This window comes from Pigmentiphaga litoralis, from assembly GCF_048632615.1.
GTDB lineage: Bacteria > Pseudomonadota > Gammaproteobacteria > Burkholderiales > Burkholderiaceae_B > Pigmentiphaga > Pigmentiphaga litoralis_B.
This window is the reverse complement of the sequence record NZ_CP184479.1, coordinates 4,503,625-4,529,413: the sequence shown is the minus strand read 5'-3', so window position 1 is coordinate 4,529,413 and position 25,789 is coordinate 4,503,625. Positions and strand designations below refer to the sequence as shown.

General features: G+C 64.5%; 19 protein-coding genes and 3 pseudogenes. 6 read left to right on the top strand and 16 right to left on the bottom strand.

The window, feature by feature from the left end:
• Positions 1–68: 68 nt before the first annotated feature.
• On the top strand, positions 69–932 hold the full coding sequence (locus ACNANG_RS20945; RefSeq protein WP_420224630.1) for a neutral zinc metallopeptidase: 864 nt from the start codon (positions 69–71) through the stop codon (positions 930–932).
• 35 nt (positions 933–967) lie between these two features.
• Here ACNANG_RS20945 and ACNANG_RS20940 read toward each other — a convergent pair whose 3' ends face one another.
• Together ACNANG_RS20940 and ACNANG_RS20935 are read right to left on the bottom strand one after the other, a co-directional pair.
• Positions 968–2,221, bottom strand: coding sequence for a class I SAM-dependent methyltransferase (locus ACNANG_RS20940; protein WP_420224629.1), 1,254 nt, complete (start codon positions 2,219–2,221; stop codon positions 968–970).
• A gap of 212 nt (positions 2,222–2,433) precedes the next feature.
• On the bottom strand, positions 2,434–2,985 hold the full coding sequence (locus ACNANG_RS20935) for a YaeQ family protein (protein ID WP_420227613.1): 552 nt from the start codon (positions 2,983–2,985) through the stop codon (positions 2,434–2,436).
• Between the two features lie 243 nt (positions 2,986–3,228).
• Between ACNANG_RS20935 and ACNANG_RS20930 the strand changes: the two genes are divergently transcribed.
• Together ACNANG_RS20930 and ACNANG_RS20925 are read left to right on the top strand one after the other, a co-directional pair.
• Positions 3,229–3,591 (top strand): H-NS family nucleoid-associated regulatory protein, encoded by a 363-nt coding sequence (locus tag ACNANG_RS20930; RefSeq protein ID WP_179586395.1) that lies wholly within the window; start codon positions 3,229–3,231, stop codon positions 3,589–3,591.
• 449 nt (positions 3,592–4,040) lie between these two features.
• Positions 4,041–4,667, top strand: a complete 627-nt coding sequence (locus ACNANG_RS20925) for a TetR family transcriptional regulator (protein WP_420224628.1) — start codon at positions 4,041–4,043, stop codon at positions 4,665–4,667.
• A 49-nt stretch (positions 4,668–4,716) separates the two neighbouring features.
• Here ACNANG_RS20925 and ACNANG_RS20920 read toward each other — a convergent pair whose 3' ends face one another.
• A complete protein-coding gene (locus ACNANG_RS20920; protein WP_420224627.1) occupies positions 4,717–5,421 on the bottom strand; it encodes a DUF4136 domain-containing protein in 705 nt (234 codons plus the stop codon).
• Positions 5,422–5,620: 199 nt separating this feature from the next.
• Between ACNANG_RS20920 and pepN the strand changes: the two genes are divergently transcribed.
• Both pepN and ACNANG_RS20910 read left to right on the top strand, forming a co-directional pair.
• Complete coding sequence (pepN, locus tag ACNANG_RS20915; protein ID WP_420224626.1) at positions 5,621–8,326, top strand: aminopeptidase N; 2,706 nt, start codon at positions 5,621–5,623, stop codon at positions 8,324–8,326.
• A complete protein-coding gene (locus ACNANG_RS20910; protein ID WP_420224625.1) occupies positions 8,323–9,339 on the top strand; it encodes a class 1 fructose-bisphosphatase in 1,017 nt (338 codons plus the stop codon). The genes pepN and ACNANG_RS20910 overlap by 4 nt, the downstream gene beginning before the upstream one ends.
• Before the next feature lie 129 nt (positions 9,340–9,468).
• On the opposite strand, the gene ACNANG_RS20905 is transcribed toward ACNANG_RS20910, so the two are convergent.
• From ACNANG_RS20905 to ACNANG_RS20875, 7 genes and pseudogenes are all read right to left on the bottom strand, one after another.
• Positions 9,469–10,173, bottom strand: coding sequence for an ABC transporter ATP-binding protein (locus tag ACNANG_RS20905; protein ID WP_420224624.1), 705 nt, complete (start codon positions 10,171–10,173; stop codon positions 9,469–9,471).
• Complete coding sequence (locus ACNANG_RS20900) at positions 10,170–10,922, bottom strand: ABC transporter ATP-binding protein (RefSeq protein ID WP_420224623.1); 753 nt, start codon at positions 10,920–10,922, stop codon at positions 10,170–10,172. The genes ACNANG_RS20905 and ACNANG_RS20900 overlap by 4 nt, the downstream gene beginning before the upstream one ends.
• The gene (locus tag ACNANG_RS20895) at positions 10,919–12,097 is read right to left on the bottom strand and encodes a branched-chain amino acid ABC transporter permease (protein WP_420224622.1); all 1,179 of its coding nucleotides are present in this window, start codon (positions 12,095–12,097) and stop codon (positions 10,919–10,921) included. Before ACNANG_RS20895 ends, ACNANG_RS20900 begins: the two co-directional genes overlap by 4 nt.
• Positions 12,094–12,957, bottom strand: a complete 864-nt coding sequence (locus ACNANG_RS20890) for a branched-chain amino acid ABC transporter permease (protein ID WP_420227612.1) — start codon at positions 12,955–12,957, stop codon at positions 12,094–12,096. Before ACNANG_RS20890 ends, ACNANG_RS20895 begins: the two co-directional genes overlap by 4 nt.
• A 28-nt stretch (positions 12,958–12,985) precedes the next feature.
• Positions 12,986–14,182, bottom strand: coding sequence for an ABC transporter substrate-binding protein (locus tag ACNANG_RS20885; RefSeq protein WP_420224621.1), 1,197 nt, complete (start codon positions 14,180–14,182; stop codon positions 12,986–12,988).
• 62 nt (positions 14,183–14,244) lie between these two features.
• Positions 14,245–15,689 (bottom strand): annotated as a pseudogene (locus ACNANG_RS20880) (glutamine synthetase family protein).
• 3 nt (positions 15,690–15,692) lie between these two features.
• Positions 15,693–17,014 (bottom strand): annotated as a pseudogene (locus ACNANG_RS20875) (Rieske 2Fe-2S domain-containing protein).
• Positions 17,015–17,330: 316 nt separating this feature from the next.
• Here ACNANG_RS20875 and ACNANG_RS20870 point away from each other — a divergent pair.
• Complete coding sequence (locus tag ACNANG_RS20870; RefSeq protein ID WP_179586371.1) at positions 17,331–18,059, top strand: GntR family transcriptional regulator; 729 nt, start codon at positions 17,331–17,333, stop codon at positions 18,057–18,059.
• A 100-nt stretch (positions 18,060–18,159) separates the two neighbouring features.
• Here the strand turns inward: ACNANG_RS20870 and ACNANG_RS20865 are convergent, their stop codons facing one another.
• The 6 genes and pseudogenes from ACNANG_RS20865 to lpxO form a co-directional block, all read right to left on the bottom strand.
• A complete protein-coding gene (locus tag ACNANG_RS20865; RefSeq protein WP_420224620.1) occupies positions 18,160–19,158 on the bottom strand; it encodes a tripartite tricarboxylate transporter substrate binding protein in 999 nt (332 codons plus the stop codon).
• 35 nt (positions 19,159–19,193) lie between these two features.
• Positions 19,194–20,824, bottom strand: a pseudogene (locus tag ACNANG_RS20860) (hydantoinase B/oxoprolinase family protein).
• A 152-nt stretch (positions 20,825–20,976) separates the two neighbouring features.
• Positions 20,977–21,714 (bottom strand): hypothetical protein, encoded by a 738-nt coding sequence (locus ACNANG_RS20855; protein ID WP_420224619.1) that lies wholly within the window; start codon positions 21,712–21,714, stop codon positions 20,977–20,979.
• Positions 21,609–23,147, bottom strand: coding sequence for a hydantoinase/oxoprolinase family protein (locus ACNANG_RS20850; protein WP_420224618.1), 1,539 nt, complete (start codon positions 23,145–23,147; stop codon positions 21,609–21,611). Before ACNANG_RS20850 ends, ACNANG_RS20855 begins: the two co-directional genes overlap by 106 nt.
• Entirely contained in the window at positions 23,148–24,383 is a 1,236-nt protein-coding gene (locus tag ACNANG_RS20845; RefSeq protein ID WP_420224617.1) for an NAD(P)/FAD-dependent oxidoreductase, read from the bottom strand.
• 470 nt (positions 24,384–24,853) lie between these two features.
• Entirely contained in the window at positions 24,854–25,753 is a 900-nt protein-coding gene (gene lpxO / locus ACNANG_RS20840; RefSeq protein WP_420224616.1) for a lipid A hydroxylase LpxO, read from the bottom strand.
• Between the last annotated feature and the right edge of the window lie 36 nt (positions 25,754–25,789).

Sequence of the window (25,789 nt, the reverse complement as noted above, 5' to 3'; positions counted from 1 at the left end):
CTGCACGCACCGGCTATAGTGCCGACCTTGACCGTCGCCCTGCGACTTTGCCCCGAAGGACACCCACCATGCGCCTGGATAATGGACGCGAAAGCGATAATGTTGAAGATCGTCGAGGCAGTGGCGGCGGCGGTTTCATCGGCCGCGGTTCGATTGGCATCGGCACCATCGTGCTGGCACTGGTCGCCGCCTATTTTGGCGTCGACCCGCGCGTCGTGCTCGACATGGCGGGCGGCGGCCAGACGTCGATGCAGGCGCCGCAGGGTCCTGCGCAGGCGCCTCCGGCCGACGACGCCCAGGCGCGATTCGTATCGATCGTGCTGGCCGATACCGAAGACACCTGGCGCGACATCTTCAAGACGGCCAACGCCAATTATGTCGATCCCAAGCTGGTGCTGTTCCGCGGTGCGACACCCACCGCCTGCGGCACCGGCCAGTCGGCCATGGGCCCGTTCTACTGCCCGGCGGACAGCAAGGTCTACCTGGACATGAGCTTTTTCCAGGACATGCAGACCAAGCTGAACGCGCCAGGTGACTTTGCCCGCGCCTACGTGATTGCGCATGAAGTGGGTCATCACGTGCAGAACCTGACGGGGGTGTCGGCCAAGGTCAGCCGCGAGCGTCAACGCTTGAGCGAGGTCGAAGGCAACCGCCTGTCGGTGCGGGTAGAGCTGCAGGCAGACTGTTATGCCGGCATCTGGGCCAACCACGCCAACCGCACCCGCCACATACTGGAAGCCGGTGACGTCGAATCCGCGCTGAACGCCGCCACGGCCATTGGCGACGACATGCTGCAACGGAAATCGCAAGGCCAGGTCGTGCCCGATGCCTTCACGCATGGCAGTTCGGCGCAGCGCGTCCGCTGGTTCAAGCGGGGTCTGGAAAGCGGCGAACCGCAGGCGTGCGATACCTTCAGCGCACGCCAGCTCTGAATCGCTTCCCGCGAAACAAGGCCGTCAACGCGGGATCACCGGTACATGTAGTCGCGACGGAAGGGATACGCCTGCCCGGGCGGGCCATCCAGTTCGTCGCCATTGACGCTGCCCTGAACCTGGCATAGCACCTGCTGCAGCGAGATCCAGCCCCGTTCGAAGGCCATGGCGCAACCCGCCAGATACAGACGGTATGCCCGCACGGCTTTTGCGCCCCGGCTGCCTTCCAGTATCCGATAGGCCTCATCCAGGCGCGCTTCCAGGTTGTCGCTCCAGGCCCATAGGGTGCGCGCATAATGCGGCCGCAGGTTTTCCAGGTCGACCGCTTCCAACCCGCCGTCGCTAAGCGATTCCAGGACCCGGCTGGCATGCACCAGCTCGCCGCCCGGGAATATGTACTTCTCGATGAAATCGCCCATGCCGCTGCCTAGCTGGGTATTGGTCGTACCTCCGGCAGTAATCCCGTGGTTCAGGACCAGCCCGCCCGGACGCAGCAGACGGCGGATCTTGGAAAAATAACTTTTCAGATAGACCTGTCCCACGTGCTCGAACATCCCGACGGACGCAATCTTGTCGAATGAGCGGGATTCATCCAGGTCCCGATAATCAAGCAGCATCATCCGCACGCGGCCCGACAGGCCTTTCTGCTCGATCAGGCGGGTGACATGGGCATGCTGATTTTTCGAAAGCGTAATCCCGGTGGCGTCCACGCCATAATGCTCCGCCGCCCAAAGCAGCAGCCCGCCCCACCCCGCCCCGATATCCAGAAAGCGCTCGCCGGGTTTCAGATCGAGCTTGCGACAGATGTGATCCAGTTTGGCTTCCTGCGCCTGTGCCAGATCCATGTCGGAATCGCGGTAATACGCGCAGGAATACACGCGGCGCGGGTCTTGCCACAGGGCATAGAACGCCTCGGACAGGTCGTAGTGGAATTCGATCTGGCGGGCATCATGCTCGCGGGTGTGGCGGATGATCGACACGCCACGTTTCCCGACAGCCGAGAACCAGTTGCGATTGCCGCTGGTAATGGGCGATTCGTGCAGCATGCCCGCCGCGGCTGCCATCACGTCGCGCATGGTCCCTTGAATGTCGATGCGGCCTTCCACGTAGTCGGCACCCAGTTCGCCAATGCGGCCACGAACCAGGTGGGACAACGAACGCAGGGTTTTGGTGGTAAAGCGGACTTTGGCGCTGTCGGGGCCGAGCCGGCCGCCATCGGGAAGGGTGATTTGAACAGGAACAGGCAATGCGGCGAGCTGGCGCTCGGCATGGGATAAAAGCGCGTTCATTCAAAGATTCCGAGTAGCTTCGGCCGCCGGGTTCCAGCGAGCCGAGTGGGGAAGGCACTCGACCTGATCAACAGCGGACCGGAGGTCCTTGTGCCGCGGTCTTATATCTTAAGCCCGGCATCCTGGAAACCACGTATAAATCCGCGACGCGCTTAGGGGCAAACACAACTCAACCGGAACGGCACATCGCGCGATATACGCTGCGTGACGCCTCATCCGCCCTTGCGCTTGGGCGTCAAGGTGTCGCGCGACACGCGTACCGCGGCGTCCCCGTCCGTCAACCAGACTTCCTGATCCTGTACCGTGCACTGCACCTGCATGGTTCGTTTGGCCAGCAGGCCGATGTCGCGTGACTGTTCGACCGGCAGGCGATACACCGTCAGATTATCCAGGCGTTCGAGTTTGGCGCGGTGCTTGGCCCACCATGCGTCGGCCGTACGGCCGTAGGCATACACAATGACCTCGTCAGCGCGCGAACAGGCTTTGCGCACCCATTTTTCATCGGGCAAACCTACCTCAATCCAAAGCTGTATTGCGCCCGTCAGATCTTTAACCCAGAGATCGGGCTCTTCTTCATTACTCAATCCCTGTCCGAATACCAGATATTCATTTGCGTGCAGGGCGAACGCAAGCAGCCGCACCATCATTCGTTCGGAAGTTTCCGAAGGATGCTGGGCCAGCACAAGGGCATGGTCCGCATAGTAGTGCCTGTCCATGTCCGCAACCTGCAAGGCTGCTTTATATACCACCGAACCTAGCGCCATAAATCCATTACAAAGTGGGACCTTCGGCAATACGAAAGTCTTAGGGTTGACATACTTTCCGATACTCACGCAGTAATGGGCGCCGCGGAATATTTTCTTATCGATTGCAATGCTTGAACTTTGCGGTTTAAATACTATCTATTCAGCAGACATTTACTCACTACGCCGCGCACTGATTGATTTCTGCCATTTTCCAGTCATCTTCGGTGCATGTCACGCGCGTGCCCAATTCATCGGATAAAAATGCCCAAAGAAACCTACCTCGCCTTGCAGGCTCAGATCAAAAGGCTCCAGGACAAGGCAGAGTCCGTCCGCGTCAAGCAACGCCAGCCGGTCATCGCTTCCATTGTCCGCTCGATGCATGATTATTCGATCACCCTAGACGAACTCAAGAACGCGATCGCCAAGGGCGTGCCCACCACTCGCAAAAGCCCGGGCCGCCCTGCCGCCGCCAAGGGCGCTGCCAAACCCGCACGCCAGGTTGCGCCAAAGTATCGCCATCCCGACACCGGCGACACCTGGACCGGCCGTGGCAAACCTCCACGCTGGCTGGTGGCCGCCGAAGCATCGGGCGCCGAGCGTGACAGTTTCCTGATCAAGGACTGAACGCCCCCAGTGCCAACGCCCATTGGCAGCCGGGATTCGGTTACGGTTCAAGGCGCACCTCGGTGCGCCTTTATATGCACGCGCGCCAGCGGCGGATGGCAGGCCGGGCGAGCGCGGTGCCGCCGGATTATGCCACCAAGCGTGCCGTCGTTCTGTAAAGAACCAGGCGTAAATAATGCTGCGCCATAGGCGTGGCGCCATGCCAGCGCGATTACGGCATTTGGATGAGACGACCGCTACTCCTGGCAGCCGCTGCACGCGGGCTTACAAGACCGCGCTTGGACCAGGGCTATTCCATGCTATATTTACATACATACACGTATGTATATTTGAGCTTCGGATAGGCGCCGACCGCTGTTTGAAGCACCGCTGGATCGCTAACTTCCTGCCCTGCTACGCAGGAAGCGACATGAATCCGCCCCGTCGCATCGGGCGGCAAGGCTTAACGCATGGTACGCAAGACCAAGGAAGAGGCGCTGGAAACCCGGGCGCGCATTCTTGCCACGGCTGAACAGATCTTCAGCGAACAGGGCGTGGCCCACACGTCGCTGCAGGATATCGCGGTGGCTGCCAACGTCACGCGCGGCGCCATCTATTGGCACTTCAAGAACAAGATCGACCTGCTCGACGCGATGGTGCAACGGGTCAAGACCCCCATGGAAGAAGGGCTGCGCCGGAGCAGCGACGTCAGTGTGTCGGACCCCTTGGGTCAGCTGCGCCAGAGCGCTACGGAAACGCTGAATCTGGTGCGCGAGGATCCCAGCGCACGCCGCGTGTGCGAAATCCTGATCTTCAAGTGCGAATATGTGGCTGAAACCATCGACCTGCAGCGGCGTCATCACGAAGACCGCAATAATTCGCTGGCGCATTACGAAGCGGCTTTCCGCAACGCCATTGCGCGCAACCAGCTGACCGAGGCTGTGGCCCCCCGTCATGCGGCGATTGGTTTTCATGCCATGCTGTACGGCATATTGATGGACTGGCTGCTGGCGCCAGAAGAGTTCGACCTGACAGAGGTCGGCACGAATATGGTGGATACCTTCATTGCCGGCTTGAAGAACACCCGGCCGGAATGACAAAGGCCCGACAGGATGACCTGTCGGGCCTTTTACTTACTTGCCTGCATTAACGCCGGTTTTCCATTTCGTAATTCACCTGGCGCACCTGGCCGTTCGTATCAGGGAACCGATCGAAAATCGCGCGCACGAGATACGGCATGATTTCGGGCAGGGAACCGCCCGAGCCCGTGTTTACCGCCGTGGACTCATACACCTTTGCGTTGTTCTGCGTGGCGTCCCGGATCTCCACCTTCAGGGACGCGCGTGACGCATCCATGGTCGTGGACGACCAGGTCCCCGGGTACGGCGCGCCGCCGAAGGGCACCCCGAAGCCGAAACCCCCACCGCGCCGGCCGCCGAATCCGCCAAAGCCATAACCATATGGGCCCCACGGCGAATAGAAGGGATCATACTGACGTTCAACCCGTACCTGCACCGGCTCGACACCATAGTGCATGGTGACCAGGAAACGCGCCTGGGCGCCAGGCTTGGCTTCGACAATACCGACCGGGCCAATTGCCGTACGCAGCATGTCGGCATATTGCCGGTATTCCAGGCTGTCCTGCTGTTCGGTCGTCGGCGTCAATTTATAGCTTGCCCCCGGCGCGTCGGCAGGCCACTGCTGGAAGGTGGTCACCCGTGCCGGCAGGGTCGAGGCGCAACCCGCCAAAACCAGCACGGCGCTCAGCTTGACCGCCCATCCGGCGCTCCGACGCAACGACCGCAACGCCGCGCCCGTGTCTGACGAATAATTACATTTGAACATCGACATATTTGCTTCCGGAGAAAAGTCGGGAACGTGTTTTTTACTACTATAGGCTTCTGACCCGGATTATCCTTCCGGGTTCACTTGCCTCGGCCAGATACCGTAGACGGCTGGGTTTACCTTTCCGCCGCCCGTACAATCCGACCGTCGCAACTCGCATTCCTGTCCTTCCGACTCCCGTCATTTTCTCCGGTCAAGAATTCCTATGCGCACCGATAGCCCCATCACGATCAGCCGCCAGAGCTACCGCCCCTACCCGTTCGAGGTGACGGCGGTGCACCTGGATTTCGACCTGGATCCGGCCAGTACGCTCGTCACGTCCCGCTTGTCCTTGCATCGCAAGGAAGCCAGCGCGCCGCTGGTGCTCGACGGCGAGGAACTGGACCTGGTGTCGATCAAGGTGGACGGCCAATTGCTGGACGCGTCGCGCTATGAACTTGGCGAGCATGGCCTGACGATCCACGGGCTGAGCGAGACGGCCGAACTCGAGATCGCCAACCGCTGCTCGCCCCAGGCGAACTCGACCCTGATGGGACTGTATGTCTCCAACGGCGTGTTCTTCACGCAGTGCGAGGCCGAAGGCTTCCGCCGCATCACGTATTTCCCGGACCGCCCGGACGTCATGTCGCGGTTCACCGTCACCATGCGCGCAGCCAAGGCGGAATTTCCGGTGCTGCTGTCCAACGGCAACCTGATCGGCCAGACCGACCTGCCCGATGGCCGCCACGAAGCGCAGTGGGAAGATCCCTTCATGAAGCCGTGCTACCTGTTTGCGCTGGTGGCAGGAAAGCTGACGTGGCGCGAATCGCGCGTCAAGACGCAATCGGGCCGTGAAGTGCTGCTGCAGGTCTACAGCGATCCGGGCAACGAAAACAAGACCCAGTTTGCGCTGGAATCGCTGGAACGCGCGCTGCGCTGGGACGAAACCCGCTTTTCGCTGGAACTGGACCTGGACCGCTTCATGATCGTGGCGGCGCGCGACTTCAACATGGGCGCGATGGAAAACAAGGGCCTGAACGTTTTCAACGCGGCCTACGTGCTGGCGGATCCCGACAGCGCCACCGACGCCAACTACGGCGCCATCGAAGCCGTGATCGGCCACGAATACTTCCATAACTGGACTGGCAACCGCGTGACGTGCCGCGACTGGTTCCAGCTTAGCTTGAAGGAAGGCCTGACCGTGTTCCGGGACCAGGAATTCACGGCCGACATGATGGCCGCCGGACTGGACGAAACGGCCGCCGCCAGCGCGCGCACCGTCAAGCGCATCGACGACGTCGTGACCCTGCGCGCCGCGCAATTCCCCGAAGACGCGGGGCCGATGGCCCACCCCATCCGCCCGGAAAGCTATCAGGAAATCGGCAACTTCTACACCGCTACCGTGTACGAGAAGGGATCCGAAGTCATCCGCATGCAGCAGACGCTGCTGGGCCCCGACGGTTTCAACGAAGGCCTGGCCGAGTACTTCCGCCGCCACGATGGCCAGGCAGTGACCTGCGACGACTTCGTGGCCGCCATGGAATCGGTCTACCAAAAGACCCATCCAGGCCGCGACCTGAGCGTGTTCCGCCGCTGGTACAGCCAGGCCGGCACGCCGCGCGTCAAGGTCGACATGTCCTACGATGGCGCCACACGGCGCTGCACCTTGCGCCTGACGCAATCGTGCGCGCCGGTGGGGGTCGAGCGTCTGGCCGGCATTGCCGTCAAGCCCCCGCTGCACATTCCGTTTGCCATGGGCTTGCTGGACGCCGATGGCGCTGCGCTGCCGCTCAAGCTCGCGGGCAGCGACGCCGCCGCGTCCGACAGCTGCCTGCTGGAGCTGACGACCGAAACCGCCGAATGGGTCTTCGAAGACATTCCGAGCCGTCCGGTGCCCTCCTTGCTGCGCGACTTTTCGGCGCCCGTGATCGTCGACTACGACTTCAGCGATGCCGAACTGGCGTTGCTGATGGCGCACGACACGAACGCCTTCGCGCGGTGGGAAGCCGGCCAGCAGTTGGCGACCCGCCAGATCCTGGCCGCGACCGACGCCGTGCGCGGCGGCCAGCCGGCCAGCCTGTCGGACAGCTTTGTCGAGGCCTGGCGCTCGGTGCTGACGGCCACCGACCTGGACGCCGCCTATCGCGCGCGCGCGCTGGCGCTGCCGGCCGAAAAGACGCTGGCCGAACGCATGACCGAAGTCGACCCGATTGCCCTGGCCACCGCGCGCGACCACCTGCGCGCCGAATTGGGCCGCCGCCTGGCGAATGACTGGCAAGCCGCCGTCGACGCCAACCAGACCCCGGGCGAGTATTCGCCGGACCCGCTGTCCGCCGGCAAGCGCGCCATGAAGAACCTGGCCCTGGCCTTCCTGCTCGCGGGCGGCGCGCCGAATGCCGAGGCGCAAGTCAGCGAGCAATATGCCTCATCGCAAAACATGACGGATCGGATGGCCGCGCTGTCGGCGCTGGTCAACTTCGGCCCGCGCGACGCTGCCAACCGCGCGCTGGCCGACTTCTTCGAACGCTATCAGAGCGACCCGCTGTCGGTCGACAAGTGGTTCACGCTGCAGGCCACGAGCCGCCATACCGATGTCGATACCGTGAACGGTCTGATGGTGCATCCGGCGTTCACGCTGCGCAATCCGAACCGCGCACGGTCCCTGGTGTTCCAGTTCTGCCTGAACAACCCGTATGGCTTCCACCGCCCCGACGGCAGCGGCTACCGCTATTGGGCAGAGCAAGTGCTGGCCCTGGACCGCCTGAACCCCGAAATTTCCGCGCGGCTGGCCCGTGCCATGGATCGCTGGATCCGGTACGTCCCGGCGCTCAGCGCCCAGATGAAGCAGGCGCTCGAGGATGTCCGCAACCATCCCGGCTTGTCGCGCAACGTCACTGAAATCGTTTCAAAAGCCCTGGAGATCTCCGCATGAAGCGCAAGACGCTTACCCAGTTCCTGATCGAGCAGCAACGCGACAAAGCCGCGCTGCCGTCAGAAGTCCGCCTCCTTATCGAAATCGTTGCCCGCGCCTGCAAGGCGATCGGTCATGCCGTTGGCAAGGGCGCGCTCGGCGGCGTCCTGGGCAGCCTGGAAAGCGAGAACGTGCAAGGCGAAGTGCAGAAGAAGCTCGACGTGCTGTCGAACGAAATCCTGCTGGAAGCCAACGAATGGGGCGGCCACCTGGCGGCCATGGCGTCGGAAGAGATGGAAACCATCCACCTGATTCCGAACCGCTACCCCAAGGGCGAATACCTGTTGCTGTTCGATCCCCTGGATGGCTCGAGCAATATTGACGTGAACGTATCGATCGGCACCATCTTCTCGGTGCTGCGCGCGCCCGACGAAGCGGCTGGCCGCGAAGTCACGGAACAGGATTTCCTGCAGGCTGGCAGCCGCCAGGTCGCCGCCGGCTACGCCGTGTATGGTCCCCAGACCATGCTGGTGCTGACGGTGGGTTCGGGCGTGCACAGCTTTACGCTGGACCGCGAACTGGGTTCGTGGGTGCTGACGCAGTCGGACATCCGGATCCCGGCCGACACCAAGGAATTCGCGATCAACATGTCGAACATGCGCCACTGGGCGCCGCCCGTGAAGCAGTATGTGGACGAATGCCTGGCCGGCAAGACCGGTCCGCGCGGCAAGGATTTCAACATGCGCTGGGTGGCTTCGATGGTGGCCGACGTGCATCGCATCCTGAGCCGCGGCGGCGTGTTCCTGTATCCATGGGACGCCCGCGAGCCCGGCAAGCCGGGCAAGCTGCGCCTGATGTACGAAGCCAACCCGATGAGCATGCTCGTGGAGCAGGCCGGCGGCGCCGCCACGAACGGTACGCAGCGCATCCTGGACATCCAGCCCAGCGCCCTGCATGAACGTGTCAGCGTGATCCTGGGGTCGAAGACCGAAGTGGATCTGGCGACGAAGTATCACCTGGAAGCCAAGGGCTGATTGTCCGGTCTGAAGGTGGTGTGAAAAACCCGGCTCTGGCCGGGTTTTTTCGCGTTGCTTATGTGCCGTAAGCGATCGGAGCAGAACTCTTAATCGGAATAAGCATTCCCTACAGACCATTAAGCGGAATTACCCCAGCCCGATCAACCGTTCCAGCCGCGCATCGTCATCCAGCAGGCTGGCGCTGTCGCCTTCGAACACGATCCGGCCGCGGTCCATCACCACGGCTTTTTTTGTCAGGCCCAGGGCAACATGGGCATGCTGCTCCAATAGGATGACGGTCATGTCGCCCGTCGCGCACATGGCAGTAATGGCGGACACGAGTTCGTCGACGATGACAGGGGCCAGACCCTCCAGCGGCTCGTCCAGCAGCAGCAGCTTGGGATCGAGCATCAGCGCGCGGGCGATGGCCAGCATCTGTTGTTCGCCGCCCGACAGCTGGTTGCCCAAGTTGTGCTCGCGCTCCTGGATGCGCGGAAACAGCTGATGGATGCGGTCCAATGTCCATGGGCCGCCGCGCGCGGTGGTCAGCAGGTTTTCCTTGACGGTCAATGACGGAAAGATCCAGCGTTCCTGCGCGACCCAGCCGATGCCCATGCCGGCGCGGCGATGCGGCGCGACGCGGGCCAGGTCGGCGCCGCGCCAGCGCACGGCTCCGCCGCGCATGACGGTGGCGCCCATGATGGTGGAGATGAGCGTGGTCTTGCCAACGCCGTTGCGGCCCAGCAGCGCCAGGCTTTCGCCTTCGCGCACGGTCAGGCTCAGGTCTTCCAGAATGGTGGCGCGGTCGTAGCCGGCGCTGACCCGGTCGAACTCCAGAAGCGCCGCGCTCATCGCCGCCCTCCTTTGCCCAGATACACCGTCTTGACGTCCGGATTGGCAGCGATGTCTTCGGGCGTGCCTTCGGCCATGACGGCGCCGGCAACCAGCACCGTGATGCGCGTGGCGAATCGGAAAACCAGATGCATGTCGTGTTCGATGAAAAGCAGCGCCATGTCGGCGGGCAGGTTCCCGATGACCTCGAACAGCTCGGCGCTTTCCGATGACGGAATGCCGGCCGCGGGCTCGTCCAGCAGCAGCACGCGCGGCCGCAGGGCCAGCGACACGGCCACTTCAAGAATGCGTTGCTGACCATACGGCAGCATGCGGGTCGGCGTGTGGGCCACCGCCGCCAGCCGCAGCTGCGCCAGGATGGCGGACGCTTCGTCGAGTGCGGCGGTATACGCGCCGGTGCGCCGCCACCATTGCCCGGTCACGCCGTCGCGTTCGCAGATCGCCAGGGTGACGGACTGGTGCGGCGTCAGTTGCGGAAAGAGCGAGTTGATCTGGAACGTGCGTACCAAGCCACGCTTGACGCGTTGGTCGGGGCGCAAGGCCGTGATGTCTTCACCGAGCAGATCGATGCGGCCAGCCGACGGCGGCAAGGCGCCTGTGAGCAGATTGATAAAGGTGGTCTTGCCGGCGCCATTGGGACCGATCAGGGCGTGACGTGCACCGGCGGGCAGCGCGAAGTCCACGGACTGAGTGACTTTCAGAGAACCGAAGGACTTGGTCAGGCCGGAGGTTTGCAGCGCGAGTGTCATGGCCGGGCCTTGGTCGAAGAAGGTGGGACGGGCATCGGCGCCGCGGTGGTATCGCCTGCGCCCGGCCCGTCCGTGAAACCGACCGCGGAACCGCCCGGACGGCGTGATGCGCCCCACTCCTTCAATCCCCGCCATCCGCCCAGCACGCCGCCCGGCGCGAACAGAACGACCAGCACCATCACGCCGCCTATGCCCAGCTGCCAGTATTCGGGGTTGATGTCGGACAGCATGTCGCGTGCGATCATGAACACCGCTGCGCCGACCAGCCCGCCGTACCGGTGACCGGCGCCGCCCAGCACCAGCATGATCAGCACTTCGGCCGACAGGGTGAAGCTCAGCGTTTCCAGGGCGACGAACTGCGTCGTCTGCGCCAGCAGACCACCCGCGATGCCCGCGAAGATCGCGGCAATCGTATAAGCCTTGCGCAGCCGGGCATTGCCCGGCGTGCCGATGGCCGCCATGCGTTGCGGGTTGTCGCGCAGGCCCTGCAAGGCCAGGCCAAAAGGCGAGTCGATGATGCGCGTCAACACGATGAAACAGGCCAGCAGCACGCCGAAGGCATAGGCGAACGCGGTGTGTCCATACAGATCGAATGGAAACAGCCCGAACAGCGGTGCGATGACCATGCCCTGCAGGCCGTCATCGCCGCCGGTCACGTCGCGCAGGCGGCTGGCGCCTTCGAAGATCAGGAGCCCGATGCCCAACGTGACCATCAGTTGGGCAAGATGGCGCACGCGCACCACGACAAAACCGGTCAGGAAGCCCAGCACGCCCGCCACCAGGCCGGCGGCGGCAAGCCCGCTAAGGGGTTCTGTCCAGCCGTGCGTGGACAGCAAGCCTGCCGTGTAGGCGCCCAGTCCAAAGAACGCGGCGTGCCCCAATGAGAGCAGGCCGGCATAGCCGACCAGCAGGTCCAGGGACAGCGCAAACAACGCCGCCGCCGACACCTGACTGGCCAGCACCAGATAGCTCGGAAAGAGCAGGAACACCAGAGCCGGCAACGCCAGCCACAGCATGATTTCCCAGCCGCGGCGGCGCAGCCATCCGTGCGCAGCGCTGCGTGCCGGGCCTTGCGCCGGAACATGCGTCGCAGGGTTTGTCGCGTCAGGCCTTGCGCTGGATGTCGCGGCAGACGTCGCCGCGGAACTTGCGCCGGGTGTGGACACCGTCGTCATGCCCGTTTCCCCAGCAAGCCGTTCGGCCGCCACATTAGCAGTCCGACCATCACGGCGTAAATGATGAAGGCGCCGACCTGCGGCAGGTAGTACTTGCCGAATACGTCAAAGACACCCACCAGACAGGCGGCCAGCAAGGTGCCGCTGACGGATCCCAGCCCGCCGACCGACACCACGATCAGGAAGAACACCAGGTACTTGAGCGGAAAGGAGGGATCGAGCCCCAGGATCTGGATGCCCAACGCGCCGCCCAGTCCGGCCAGGCCGCTGCCAAGCGCGAAGGCAACCGCAAACACGCCGCCCACGTTGATGCCCAGACCGGTCGCCATGACCGGGTTGTCGACCGCGGCGCGCACCATCGCCCCGAAGCGCGTTCGCTCGATGCCCAGCACCACGGCCGCCGTCACCGCCACGCCTACGGCGATCAGGAACAGGCGGTAGATGCCGAAGTCCAGCCCCATCACCCGAGTCTGTCCTTGCAGGAAGTCCGGCAGCACGACCGGCTGCTGGCTGGGCCCGAAGATCCAGGTGATGGCCGCCACGGCCATGAACGTCAGGCCGATGGTGAACAACACCTGATCCAGCGGCCCGCGCCGGTACAGGCGGCGGTACAGCACCCGTTCCACCAGCACACTGGCGAGCGCGACGACGACGAAGGCCGCCGGCAAGGTCGCCAGGAACGGCCACCCCGCCTGCTGCATCAGCACCGTGGCCAGGTAGCCGCCAAACATGGCGAAGGCGCCATGGGCCAGATTCACGAACCCCATCAATCCCATCGTGACGGACAGCCCGATGCTGATCAGGAACAGCAGCATCCCATAGGCCAGTCCATCGAACAGGATGCCCAATCCGACCGACATCATCGCGCGCGCTCCGCCATCAACCGGTTCAAGGGGCTTCTTTTTCGGGGTCTTTGACCTTCTCGAACTGATCGAACTCGACGTTCACCAGCTTGCCATTCACCTTCTCAACACGGCGGATGTAGACGGTCTGCACGATGTCGCGCGTGGCCGGGTCGATGGCGATCGGGCCGCGCGGGCTTTCGAACGACACGCCCTTGAGTGCTTCCATGACCTTGTCGCCATTCACGTCGCCTTTGGTCTTGGCCAGGGCCGCGTCGAGCGCGGCCATGCCGTCGTAGGCGGCCACCGCGAAGTAGCTGGGCCGCAGCTTGTCGCCGAACTGCGCGCTGAAGTCCTTCACGAACTTCTGGTTCTTGGGCGATGCATGGGCATACGAATAATGGTGGCTGGTGACGAGCCCCAGCGCCACGTCGCCCGTGGCGTCCAGGTAGCTGTCATCGGTCGCCTCGCCGGTGGCGATCAGCTTGATGCCGGCCTCTTCCAGGCCCCGTTCCTTGAAGGCTTTCAGAAACGCGGGCGGCTGCACGCCCGACGGGAAGAAGATGAAGACGGCTTGCGGCTTGTCGTCCTTGATGCGCTGCACGTAGGCCGAAAAGTCGGGGTTGTTCATGGGCGTGCGGACGGAGTTCACGATCTTGCCGCCGCCCGCGGTGAATGCCTTCTTGAACGCGCTTTCGGCATCGACACCCGACGCGTAATCCGCCACGACGGTATAGACCTCTTTGATGCCATTCTTGAGCGCCCACTGCGCCATGGGCGCGGACACTTGCTGCACCGTGAACGACGTGCGGGCGACGTACGGCGATCGGGTCGTGATGGCCGACGACGCGGCGTTCATGACGATCGTCGGGATCTTGGCTTCGGCCGCCACGGCGCCCACCGCGTACGCGTTGGGGCTGAAGTCGATGCCAGCCAGGAAGTTGACCTTGTTGCGCACCACCAGTTCTTGCGCGAAACGCTTGGCCAGGTCGGGCGCGGCGCCCGCCGTGTCTTTCTTGATGATCTCGACCTTGCGGCCGGCAAGCTTGCCGCCGTGTTCCTTCAGCCAGATGGCAATGCCATTGTCGAACTGCTTGCCGTAGTCCGCATAGGGGCCGGAGTACGAGGCAATGACGCCAATGCGCAGCGTGTCGTCGGCGGCATGCGCCGTGACGCCGGCCGCGCCCCATCCCACTGCGGATGCACATGCCAGCCACGTTGCCAGCTTGCTCTTGATCACCATATCAGCTCCGTTGCAAATGTTCCGCCCTGCGGCGAAGGTGTCGAGTATCGGGGATAAACCGTTCAGAAGGTATCGAAGTATTCGCGTTGTTCCCAATCGCTGACTTCAAGCTGGAACCGTGCGATTTCGGCTTCCTTAATGTGGCAGAAGTAATCGACGAAGCCTGCGCCCAGGCCGTCCACCAGGCCGTCATCGGCGCGCAGGCAATCCAGGGCTTCGGCCAGGGACCGGGGCAGGATAGGCGCGTCGGTCTCGTAGGGCATGTCGGCCGACGGGCCCGGATCCAGCGTGCGGCGCACACCGTCCAGGCCCGAAATGGCCTGCGATGCGAAGTACAGATAGGGATTGGCAGCGGGTTCGCCGATGCGGTTTTCGATACGACTGGCCTTGTCGCCCACGCCGCCCAGCACCCGCAGCATCGCGCCCCGATTGTCGCGGCCCCAGATCGCGCGATCCGGCGCCAGCGAATACGGGCGATAGCGTTTGTAGCCGTTCAGCGTGGGGGTCGACAATGCGGTAGCGCCACAGGCATGGGCGAGCAGACCCGCCAGATAGTGCTTGCCGATGTCCGACAGCTGTTCGCCTTCGGTCGTCGGCATGAAGGCGTTGACCCCATCCGACGTGCGCACCAGCGACTGATGCAGATGCCAGCCGCTCGACACCACGTTCGGGATCTTGGGGCGGCACATGAACGTGGCGTGATAGCCATGGCGGCGGCAGACCTGCTTGACGGCGCTGCGGAACAGGATCATGGCGTCGGCCGTGGCCAGCGCGTCGTCGGGGGCGAAGGTGAATTCGAACTGGCTGGGGCCGAATTCGACTTCCAGCGACCGCAGCGGCAGTCCGAGTTGCTGCGCGGTCGTGCGCACCAGTTGCATGACATCGTCCATGCCGTCGTAGCGCAGTTCGGTCAGGTATTGATAGCCATGCGACAGCAGTTCCACGTCGGGCGGCACGCCAGGCTGCCCCGGTTGCCCGGCGTCTTGCGGCTGCATGTGATGCTGCGTGACCTTGAACACATGGCATTCGACTTCCAGTCCGGTGATCAGTCGATAACCAGCGTCCGTCACGCCCTTGAGCGTGCGCCGGAACAGCTGGCGCGTGTCGAACGGAACGGGCTCGCCTGTCTGGAAGTAGGTGTCGCAGAGCAGCCATCCGGTGCCGGGCGCCCAGGGCAAGACCTTGAACGTGGTCGGGTCGGCCACCATCAGCACGTCGGCCGCGCCCTGCATTTCCGGCCGGCTGAAGCCCCTCCGGTCGAGAACACCGGGAACACGGTGCGGTGCGACGTATCCTTGGCGAACATGGTGGTCGTAATCGTCACGCCGCTGCGCAGGGCCTTGATGGCTTCCTGCGCGACCAGGGTCTTGCCGCGAAGAATGCCGTGCTGGTCGGGAAAGGAAAAGCGCACCGTGTCGATGCTGCCGCTTTCCAGCGCGCTGGCAACCTCGCGCCCTGCGGCCGACTGCACCGCCGACCAGAGTCCGAACTGTTCAACGAAGGCCATGGCTTACTCCAGGCAGACTTTCGACGCCCACTCCGACGCATCGCGCCGCCTGCGGTCCGCGTCTTTCCAGTAATCGCCCCAGGTGTCGCCGGGCCCCACCCCGTCGATCGACGGTGGCCCCGTCATGGCCGAGGCTTGTTCGGCATTCACGACCATCAGCGGTTTCCGGCCGGCTTCGGCGGCGTCGATCGCATCGGCCAGCAGGCGGCGATACGCAACGATGCCCTTGTCCGTCGACCCCAGGTGTTCACGCGTGCGATCCTGAATCTTGCCCTGCGATTCGACAGCCCATTGGTCATGCACGTTGATGTCGTGGCCCATGCCGGTATAGGTGTGCGCGCGCTGTTCGGCGCTGTCGTAGCCGTAATTGTTGAAGCGGCCCACACGGGGCAGGTAGTCGGGCAGCGTGTACAGCGCCAAGCGCTGATCGCGCATCTGCTGCTTGTTCACGGGCGCGCCAAAGCTGGTGAAGATGGCGTACCAATAGCAGCTGCCGTCGTCCAGCGGCACGTGCCACTGCGCGATCGTCATTTCCGAACTCATTGGAATGATGAAGGCTTGCGGGAACACCAGATTGGTCACGCGCACATGCGTCTGGTCGTCGGGCAACTTGCGCAAGGCCGTCAGGCGCAGGCCATAGTCGACCGCGTCGATCTTGATTTCCGGGCGGTCGTATTCGCGCAGCACCTTGGTGATGGGCATGGCCGAGTCGGCGGACGCGCCACGGAACTGCTTGCCATAACTGGCGTCGGTGTCGCCGTCTTCAAAGAAGCGGTGCAGATAGGAGGCATGGGCCGGGTCGATGCCGACTTCAAGCGCCTGCAGCCAGTTGCAATCCAGAAAGCCCTTGAAGGCAAACGTGTACGCATCGGGGGCGATAAAACAGTCGAAGGCCGGAAAGGCAGGCGGTTCGCCGCCGCCGATGTAGGCGAACAGCATGCCGCCCTTTTCCACCACCGGATAGGCGCCTTGCTTGATGCGCGTACAGAGCTTGCTGCCTTCCGGCTCGGCGGGTGTTTCCAGACAATTGCCGTTCACGTCGAACAGCCAGCCATGGAAAAGGCAGCGCACGCCACCATCTTCCAGGCGGCCAAAGGCCAGGTCGGCGTTGCGGTGCGGACAGTCCCGGTCCAGCATGCCATAGCGGCCGCTGTCGTCGCGGAACACGATGAAGTCTTGCCCGAGCAACTTGACCGGCTTGATGGGGCGGTCGCCTTCCAGTTCATCGAGCAATGCGACGGGCTGCCAGTATTGGCGCAGCAGCGCGCCACCGGGGTGCCCGGGCCGACCCGGGTAAGACGTTCGTTCTGGGCTGCGGTCATCATCGTTGGAAGCTCCTTGCCGGGGACCTGGGCACGCGCCTGTGGGTGCGGTCCGTGAATGCATGCAGCATCCTAAATCCTGGATCCAAGGAAGTAAACAGGTTTTTCTGATGAAGCGCGGAAGCTTTTCGGTTCAAATCCCTGGATTGGTCCAATCGCTTGATATAGCGCCGTTTCGGTGCCATTCTTGGAACAAGCCGCAGCACGACGTGATCGACCCAACCCGCCCATTTCCGTGCGCATCGCACCAAACTGGATCCAGTTTTGTGCACAGCGCTACAATCGCGATATTCCTCGCCCCCGGCCCCTGGAGACCCCTGTGGAATCACAACAGACCCGTGTTCTCGTGCAGCTTCGCGATCTGATCCTGAAGGGCGAATTTGCGCCTGGCGAGCGGCTGGCCGAAGTCCCGCTGGCGGAAAAACTGGGCGTCTCGCGCACGCCAGTCCGTCTGGCGCTGGCGGCGCTGGAGCAGGAAGGCTTGATCGAGCCGTCCCCGACCAACGGCTACATGATGCGGCGCTTCACGCCGCGCGAGATCGCCGATTCGATTGCGGTGCGCGGCCACCTGGAAGGCATGGCGGCGCGCCTGGTGGCCGAGCATGGGGTGTCGCGCCAGCTGTCGCTGGACCTGCGCAGTTGCCTGCGTGATGGCGACCGGGCCCTGAGCAAGTCCGGCATGAACTACGACGACTACGCGCTGTACGGCGCCATGAACGATCGGTTCCATCAATTGATCGTGGATGCCGCCGGCAATTCGGCGTTGGCCCGCGCGATCGACATGAACAACCGGCTGCCTTTCGCCGCGCCCAGCACCATGTTGCCCATGCAGAATGCCGACAACGAGCGCCAGCAGTGGATGGTGTATGCGCACCTGCAGCACCACACGCTGGTACACGTCATGGAAAAAGGCGAAGGCGCGCGGGCACAGGCGCTGATGCAGGAGCACGTCAGCGTGGCGCAGATGAACCTGGACCACGCCCTGGAGCAGCCCGAAACCGCGGCGCAATTCCTGCCAGCCATGCGCCTGATGTTCGGGCATCACTGACCGAGGCTTGCGCGTCGTTCCCTGGCTGTTGCACACGGCGGGTCGCACGGCCAGCGGCGACTGACCCGCGGCGGGCTGCACTTCAGCCACCGCCGCTGCCCTATTCCACGGGCACGCCCGCAGCCTTCACGATCGCAGCCCACTTCTTGACCTCGGCCGCAACGAAGGTCTTGAACGCATCGGGCGAACTGGGCGTCACGATGAATCCCTGCGATGAAAAGAAGGCCTTCATGTCGGGCCGGTCCAGCACCTTGGTGACTTCCGCGTTCAGCGCGGCCACGACCTCGGGCGGCGTGCCGGCCGGCGCGAACAGGCCCTGCCACGACAAGGCTTCGAAGCCTGGCACCCCCGACTCGGCCACCGTGGGCACGTCCGGGAACATGGGATGGCGCTGCTGCGAGGTCACGGCGATCGCCTGGATTTTTCCCGACTTCACGAACTGCTGCACCACCAGCAGGTCACCAAACATGGAATCGAGCTGGCCGCCCAGCAAATCATTCAGAGCCGGGGCGCTGCCCTTGTAAGGCACATGCAGCAACTGCGCGCCCGTGGCAAGCGCAAACATTTCGCCGGTCAGGTGCATGGACGTGCCGTTGCCGGGTGACCCATAGGTGACCTGCGCGAGCCGGCTCTTCGCGTAGGTCACATATTCTGGAACCGTGCGCGCGGGCACGTTGGCGTTCCTGACGAGCATCAAGGGCGAGTTGACAATCATCGAGATGGCCGCAAAGTCCTTCACCGGGTCATAGCTGGGCTTGGCGTACAGGCTGTAGCTGACCGCGTGTGAACCCGTCACCCCCATCAACAAGGTGTAGCCGTCGGCTGGCGCACGCGCCACGAAGGCCGAACCCACGGTGCCTCCCGCGCCGGGCCGATTTTCCACGATGACCGACTGGCCGAAGTCCTGCGTCATGGCGTCGGCCAGCTTGCGGGCCAGCACATCCGTGCTGCCGCCGGGCGGGAACGGCACGACGATGCGCACCATCTTGTTGGGAAAGGCGCCGGCACTGGCTGGACCCGCCGCCGGAGCTTGCGCATGCGCAGCGCCAGATGCGGCGATAACGAGCGAACCACAGAGCAAAGACAACACGGCTTTCATACCACCCTCCAGGACATGCGTTCGTCGGAAATCCGTCATGGCGCACCCCAGCCGCCACCGCCCGCCGTTTCGATCGTGAGCCGATCGCCGGCGCGCCAAATGAATCGCGTCTTCGACGCCAGCGGCTCGATGCGGCCATCGCGGCGAACCAGGTGCGCTCGCGACGGCGCCCCGGCGGCCCCGCCCTGCGCACCGGGCGCCCCGGCATCGTGCCGCTCGCCGCGATACGACACGGTGGCCTCGCCTTCCAGCAGCAGGTAGGTGCGCACGACGCCATCGCCGCCCGCGTGGCGCCCCGCGCCTCCCGATCCGCGGCGGCGGCGATAGGTTTCAAGACGCAGCGGTGCCTGGCTTTCCAGCATTTCGATGGGCAGGTTCTTGCCATTGCCCACATCGGTGGAGATGCCACTGGCGCCCGCGCCAGCCGGGCCGGCGCCCGCCCCGCCCGCGATGATCTCGGTAAAGAAATACGGCCGGCCCGCCGCGTCCTTGCCGCCCACCGCCAGCACCACCGCGACCCCGGAATGGGGCGCGGACGCGTGGGCGGCATCGGCCTTGGCCCATGCCGCCAGCAGCGTGTTGCAGGCCAGCTTGACGGTGGCCGTGCGCGCGTTGACCGCCGCCGGGAAGCGCGGGTTGACCACAGACCCTTCGGGCAGCACCCAGTCGGCCGCATGCAGGCAACCGTGATTGCTGGGGGCATCGGGCGCCAGCGTGCGCAGAAAAAGAACAGGGCGGCCAGAACCGCGGCGGGCGGCGCGTTGACGGGCGCCGGGGCCTGCGCGGAAGAGCCTGTGAAGTCGATGTGCAGGCGGTCGCCGGTCTTGGTCAGCGTAACCTGCACGGTCACGCCGGGGGTGTGGGCTGAAACATTGTCGGGAACGTTGCCGGTAGTGTTGCCTGTCGTGTTGCCGGTAGTGTTGCCTGTCGCGCTGCCAATCGCATTGCCGGAAGCGTTACCGGCAGCGCGGCCAGGCAGGGTGCCGGATGAAGTTCCGCGTGCGTCGAGCCGGTCGGCGTGGGTAAAAACGCCGTCGGGCAGCGCCGCCAGCGCATCGCGCGTCATGCGCTCGGCCTGTACGATCAGCGCATCGCAGCCCGGCAAGAACGCCGTCCCCTGCGCCCGCGCCAGTTCCTGCACCTCACGTTCCCCCAACGAAATGGACGCCCATTGCGCATCCAGGTCGCCCAGCAGGTTGCCGGGCGTGCGGCTGTTGGCCGCAAGCACCGTGCGCATGCCCGGATCGATCAGGCCGTCTCGCCGCCATCGCACCGGTGGCAGGCGCAACCCTTCCACGAACACGTCGGTAGCGTCGGGCGGCAAGGAACCGGGCGTGCTGCCGCCGATGTCCTGGTGATGCAGAATGGCTGCGGTCAACGCGACGACGTGGCCGTCGAGCATCACGGGCTTGACCATGACCATGTCGGGCAGATGCGTGCCGCCCGACCACGGATCGTTGACCAGGCAGGCGTCGCCGTCGCGCAGGTCGTGGATCGGAAAGGCGTTCAGAATGCCCGCGACGGCCGGGATCATGCTGCCCAGCAACAGCGGCAGCGAGCGCGCCTGCGCGATCACGCGGCCGTCGGGCAGGAAGATAGCGGCGGCGCAGTCCATGCCTTCCCGGGCGATGGACGAGATGGCCGATCGCACCAGGGCGTCCTGCATGCGGTCCGCGATGCCCTCGAGCTGCATGCGCAGAATTTCGAGGGACGCCGGGTCAATGGCGGCGGCAACGCTGTCAAGGGAAGGGGCGCTGCCCACAGGCGATGGATCATCCGAAGTGATGGCATCGCGGGACGGCACGGACAAGTTCGTGGTCATGGCGCCTCCAGGATCAGCACGCCGTCGTCACCAACGGCCCAGTGCCACCACGGCGGAATCCAGATGGTGGTGTCCGGGGCGGTCACAAGCGCGGGGCCGGTGCCCGTGTCGTGCGCGGCAAGCCCTGCGCGCGCCAACACCGCGCGGGATGGGCCACCTGGCGCTTGCAAGGCCACGGTCGTTTCCGGCACAGGCATTGACGCACGCTGCGCGTCCGCGCCGTCGCCTTTCGTTGTCAACGTCAACGATCTGGCCAGTGGCGCCCATCGTGCCACCGCGCGCACGGCATGCACCCGATGTCCGCCCGCGAACGCCTGGCCCCGCACGCGCCGGTGCAAATCATCGAACCGCGCCGCCAACGTTGCCGCCGTGTCCACGCCTGGCCGGTAGGCCACTTCCAGGGCGAACTCCTGGCCCAGATAGCCCAGGTCGATAAAGCTGTCGACGACACGTTCGGCGTGACCTGCTGAGTGACTTGCTGGATGACCTGCTGTGTTGCCCGCCAGGTGACCTGCTGCAACACCTGCGGCGCTGTCCGCGGGCAAGGCAGCCGTCAGTTCCCGCAGCAGCGCTTCGATCGCGGGCAGCACGTCTTCGTCATCAAGTACGCCTGACATTGCGGCTTCTTTCATCGCGATGCGCGGGCTGCGCAGCAGGCCGCAGGCGGCGGCCACGCCGGGCAGCGGCGGCACGACCACGCGCCGCGCGCCCACCAGTGCGGCGGCTTCGGCCACGTGCAGCCCCCTCCTCCACCGGCGGCCACCAAGGTCACCTCGCGCGGATTCACCCCGGCGGCAAAGGCCGTGCGCTTGATGGCTTCCGCAAGGGACGCATTGGCCACGGCCAGCGCCGCCGCGGCCGCTGCCGCGACAGACAGGCCCAGCGGTGCGGCGACACTTTCGTTCACAGCAGCCTCGGCCTTGCCGCGATCGAGCATCAGACCACTCGCCAGCCGTTCGGGCAGGCGCCCCAGCACGACCAGGCAGTCGGTCACGGTGGCCAGTTGGCCGCCTTGCCCATACGCAGCAGGACCGGGCCGCGCACCGGCGGAATCCGGACCGATCCGCAACGCCCCCGCCGTAGTCACGCGCACGATGCTCCCGCCACCCATCGCAATGGAGACGATATCCAGCGACCGCACGCGCAAGTCCAGCTGGCCGACCGCCAGGGCCTGCGTATACCGCGCGGCGCCCTGCTCGAGCAGGCTCAAGTCCGAAGTGGTGCCACCGATATCGATGCTGATCGCCACCGACGCGGACGTGGCAGGATCGATCATCCGCGCCACGCCATTCACCGCTGCAGCCGGCCCGGACATGGCCAACGCAATGGGCAGGGCCGCGCACTCATCGACCGGCGCGATGCCGCCGAACGACCGCATGACCCAGGGCGCCGGGTAGCCGCGCTCGGCAAGGCCTGCCTTCAGCGCCTGCAGATAGGCTGACACGCCCGGCTTGACGTAGGCGTCCATGGCCGTGGTCAGCCAGCGTTCGAACTCTCGGGGGCGCGGGTCGACGTCGCTCGACAAGGACACCTGCAAGGCGGGCGACAGCTCGGCACACCAGGCTGCCACCTGACGTTCATGCGCGGGGTTCCGGTGCGAAAACAGCAGGCAGATCGCCACGCTGCGCACGCCGGCGGCGTGCAGCGCGGCCAGGGCCTGTGCCACCGACGACCTTGTCAGGGGTTCGATCTCGATGCCCCGCGCATCCAGGCGGCCGTCGATCTCGATACGCAAGTCTTCGGGTATCAGGTCGACCGGCGTCTGCACCCCAACATGGCTCGCATACACATCGCGGCGGCTCTGCCGCCCCAGGGTCAGTACGTCGGCAAACCCGCGCGGCACCAGGACGCCGATCGGCGCGGCATCCTGTTCGAGCAGCAGGTTCGTGGCGAGTGTTGTTCCGTGCAACCACCGCGTGACGTCGGCGCCACAAAAGCCTTGTACGGAAGCGACCGCGTCCACCGCCGCCAGCACGGCTTCGGCGGGCGCCGCCCCGCGCCGCGCATGTTTGGACGGGTGTACGACCCCATCGGGCGATACGGCGATCACGTCGACGAACGTGCCGCCGACATCGACGGCGACTTCCCAGCCACGGGCGTTGGCCGGCAGCGCCCCGGACCTGGCTTCACCGTCCACCCCATCCGCTCTCGAAGCGATGCCGTCCATCTAGAACCGCGCCGCCGAAAACGGTGCAAGGTCCACGCCGGTCGGCCGTCCCGCCACCAGATTTGCGATTTCGCGCCCGGTCGTTGCACCGCCGCACATGCCCACGTGGCCATGACCAAATCCCAGCCACACGTTGGCCACGCCCGGAGACCGATCGATTACCGGCATGCTGTCCGGCAGACACGGCCGATGGCCCATCCACTCGGTGCTGCGGCTGGCATCCAGGTGCGGGAACATGTCCTTGCCTCGCGACAGCAGCACGGCGGACCGGCGGTAGTCGGGCGGCGCCTTCAGGCCCGCGAATTCCACCGACCCGGCCAGGCGCAAGCCTTTGGCCATCGGGTTGACCATCATGTTGTGTTCGACCGCCATCACCGTGTGCTTCAGTTGCAGGTTCGAGCTGTTGACGGTCACGTGGTAGCCACGCTGGGTTTCCAAAGGGATCCGCGTGCCCAGCATGCGCGTCAACGACCCGGACCACGCGCCGGCCGCGATCACCACGCCATCACAGTCCAGCACATCGCCTTGCGCCAGCCGGACCCCGCTTACCGTATCACCGCGCCGCACGAAGCCGGTGACCTGATCGGACACTTTGCTCGCGCCATCCCGCAGGCACTGCGCATACAGCGCCTTGACCAGTTCCGACGGGTCCAGCGTGGACCCATTTTCGGGCGCCAGAATGCCAAATCGGAATTTGCCGCGCAGGTCAGGTTCCAGCGTTTCCAGTTCGTCCTGCCCGACGTCCCGCATGTCGACGCCCAGCCGCCGCCGCAGGTCCATGCCCCATTGCCATTGGCGCGCGACCTCGCGTCCCGAATACACGTACAGGCAGCCGGACCGGCGCACCAATCCCTGCGCATCGGCATGGGTCAGCAAAGGGCCGTAATTGTCGAAGATGGGCGCCAGCAGATTGCGCATGGCGGTCGCAATGCGCACGACTTCGGCCGGGCGGGAGTGGCGCAGGAAACGCAGCAGCCAAGGCAGGGCCGCGGGCAGGTAAGTCCCACGAACCGTTAGCGGGCCGAGGGGGTCAAGGAGCCAGCCCGGCACCTTTTTCCACATGCCCGGCATGCCGACCGGCAGGCAGGCACTGGGGGACAGCGATCCGGCATTACCGAAGGAGCAGGCTTCGCCCGCCGCGCGCGGATCCACGAAGGTGACCTGATGGCCGTCGCGCTGCAGCCAGGCCGCCGTGCAGACGCCAACGATTCCAGTCCCGATAACAACGACGTGCATGGACATTCCCAATGCAGGTGCGGGCGTCGTGTACGACCGCCCGCACACTCGCACCAAAGTGGATCCAGAACTGACAAAATTGAATTCAGTCCGCGATATGGCGATCCACTATTCGGGAGAACCTTCAGAGTGTCAATAGGCCTCAGGATCCCGCTCTGATGCCTGACCGGCACCGTAAACGCCTGATGTTACAGCGATTTTCGCGCTTGGACGACGTGCCCCATCAACCAACTAAATTTTGCAACATCGACATGGTTTGTCCGCGTTGGATCCAGTTTTGCTCAATGCGCGGTTCCAGCCGGCTTCATGCGAACGCTGACCGTCGAGCGGCCCCGCGCGCCTTGCCCCATCGCAGTGCAACGCGGACGTGCCGCCATGGTGCACGCGCGGACAGGAAAAAGGGCCGCACACGGCGACCCTTGCTGTATACGACCCCTGCTGTATTCCCGACCGAAGTCCGGACGGTGCGATCAGATCGCGATGATCAGCGCCACCACGCCCACGATCAGCGCCGCCTTCGTCAGGTGATACACCGTGCGGTTCCAGTTCTTCAGCTTGCGCCGATACTGCCCGCCCACCCACACGACATAAAACAGCTTGTTGATGACCCCGGTCTTGTCGCCGTCCTCATTGGGCGAGCTGGCCGCCGTCATGACCTTGCGGCCGAACCAGTGGTTGAAGGCCTGCGCCCAGCGCGTCTTGAGCGGGCGCTCCACGTCGCAGAACAGGATGATGCGATCCTTGTCGGACCCGTTCTGCGCCCAGTGGATGAAGGTCTCGTCGAACACCACGCTTTCGCCATCGCGCCAGCTGTAGCGCTGGCCATCGACCTCGATGAAGCAGCGGTCATCGTTGGGCGTTTCGAGTCCCAGGTGATATCGCAGCGACCCGGCAAACGGATCCCGGTGCTTGTTCAGAGTCGCGCCCGGGGGCAATTCCGCGAACATCGCCGCCTTGACCTCGGGGATCCCGCGCAGGATCTCCACCGTGCGGGGGCAGAACTCGCCCGCCGACGGGTGCTCGGCCTCATACCACTTCAAATAGAACCGTTTCCAGCCTGACTTGAAGAAAGAATTGAAACCCGCGTCATTGTTCTTGGCGGCGGCGCGGATGCGCTGCGCCTCGCGCAGGTTCACGGCTTCGTCGCGAATGATCTCCCAGTTGTCGTCCAGCGCCTTGAGCGCCGGCAACCGGTCAGCCGGAATGTACGGAATGGCTGGCACGCGCGAGAACATGTACATGAATACATTGATCGGCGCGACGATCGACGAATGATCGAACAGCTGGCGAAAGAAACGCAGCCGCACCCGGCCGCGCAAATGCACGTAGGCAATGCAGCCGAGATACAGCGCGATGATGACCCATTTCATGGTGACGTCCTTTTACGGGCGGGTGGCGGCGGACTG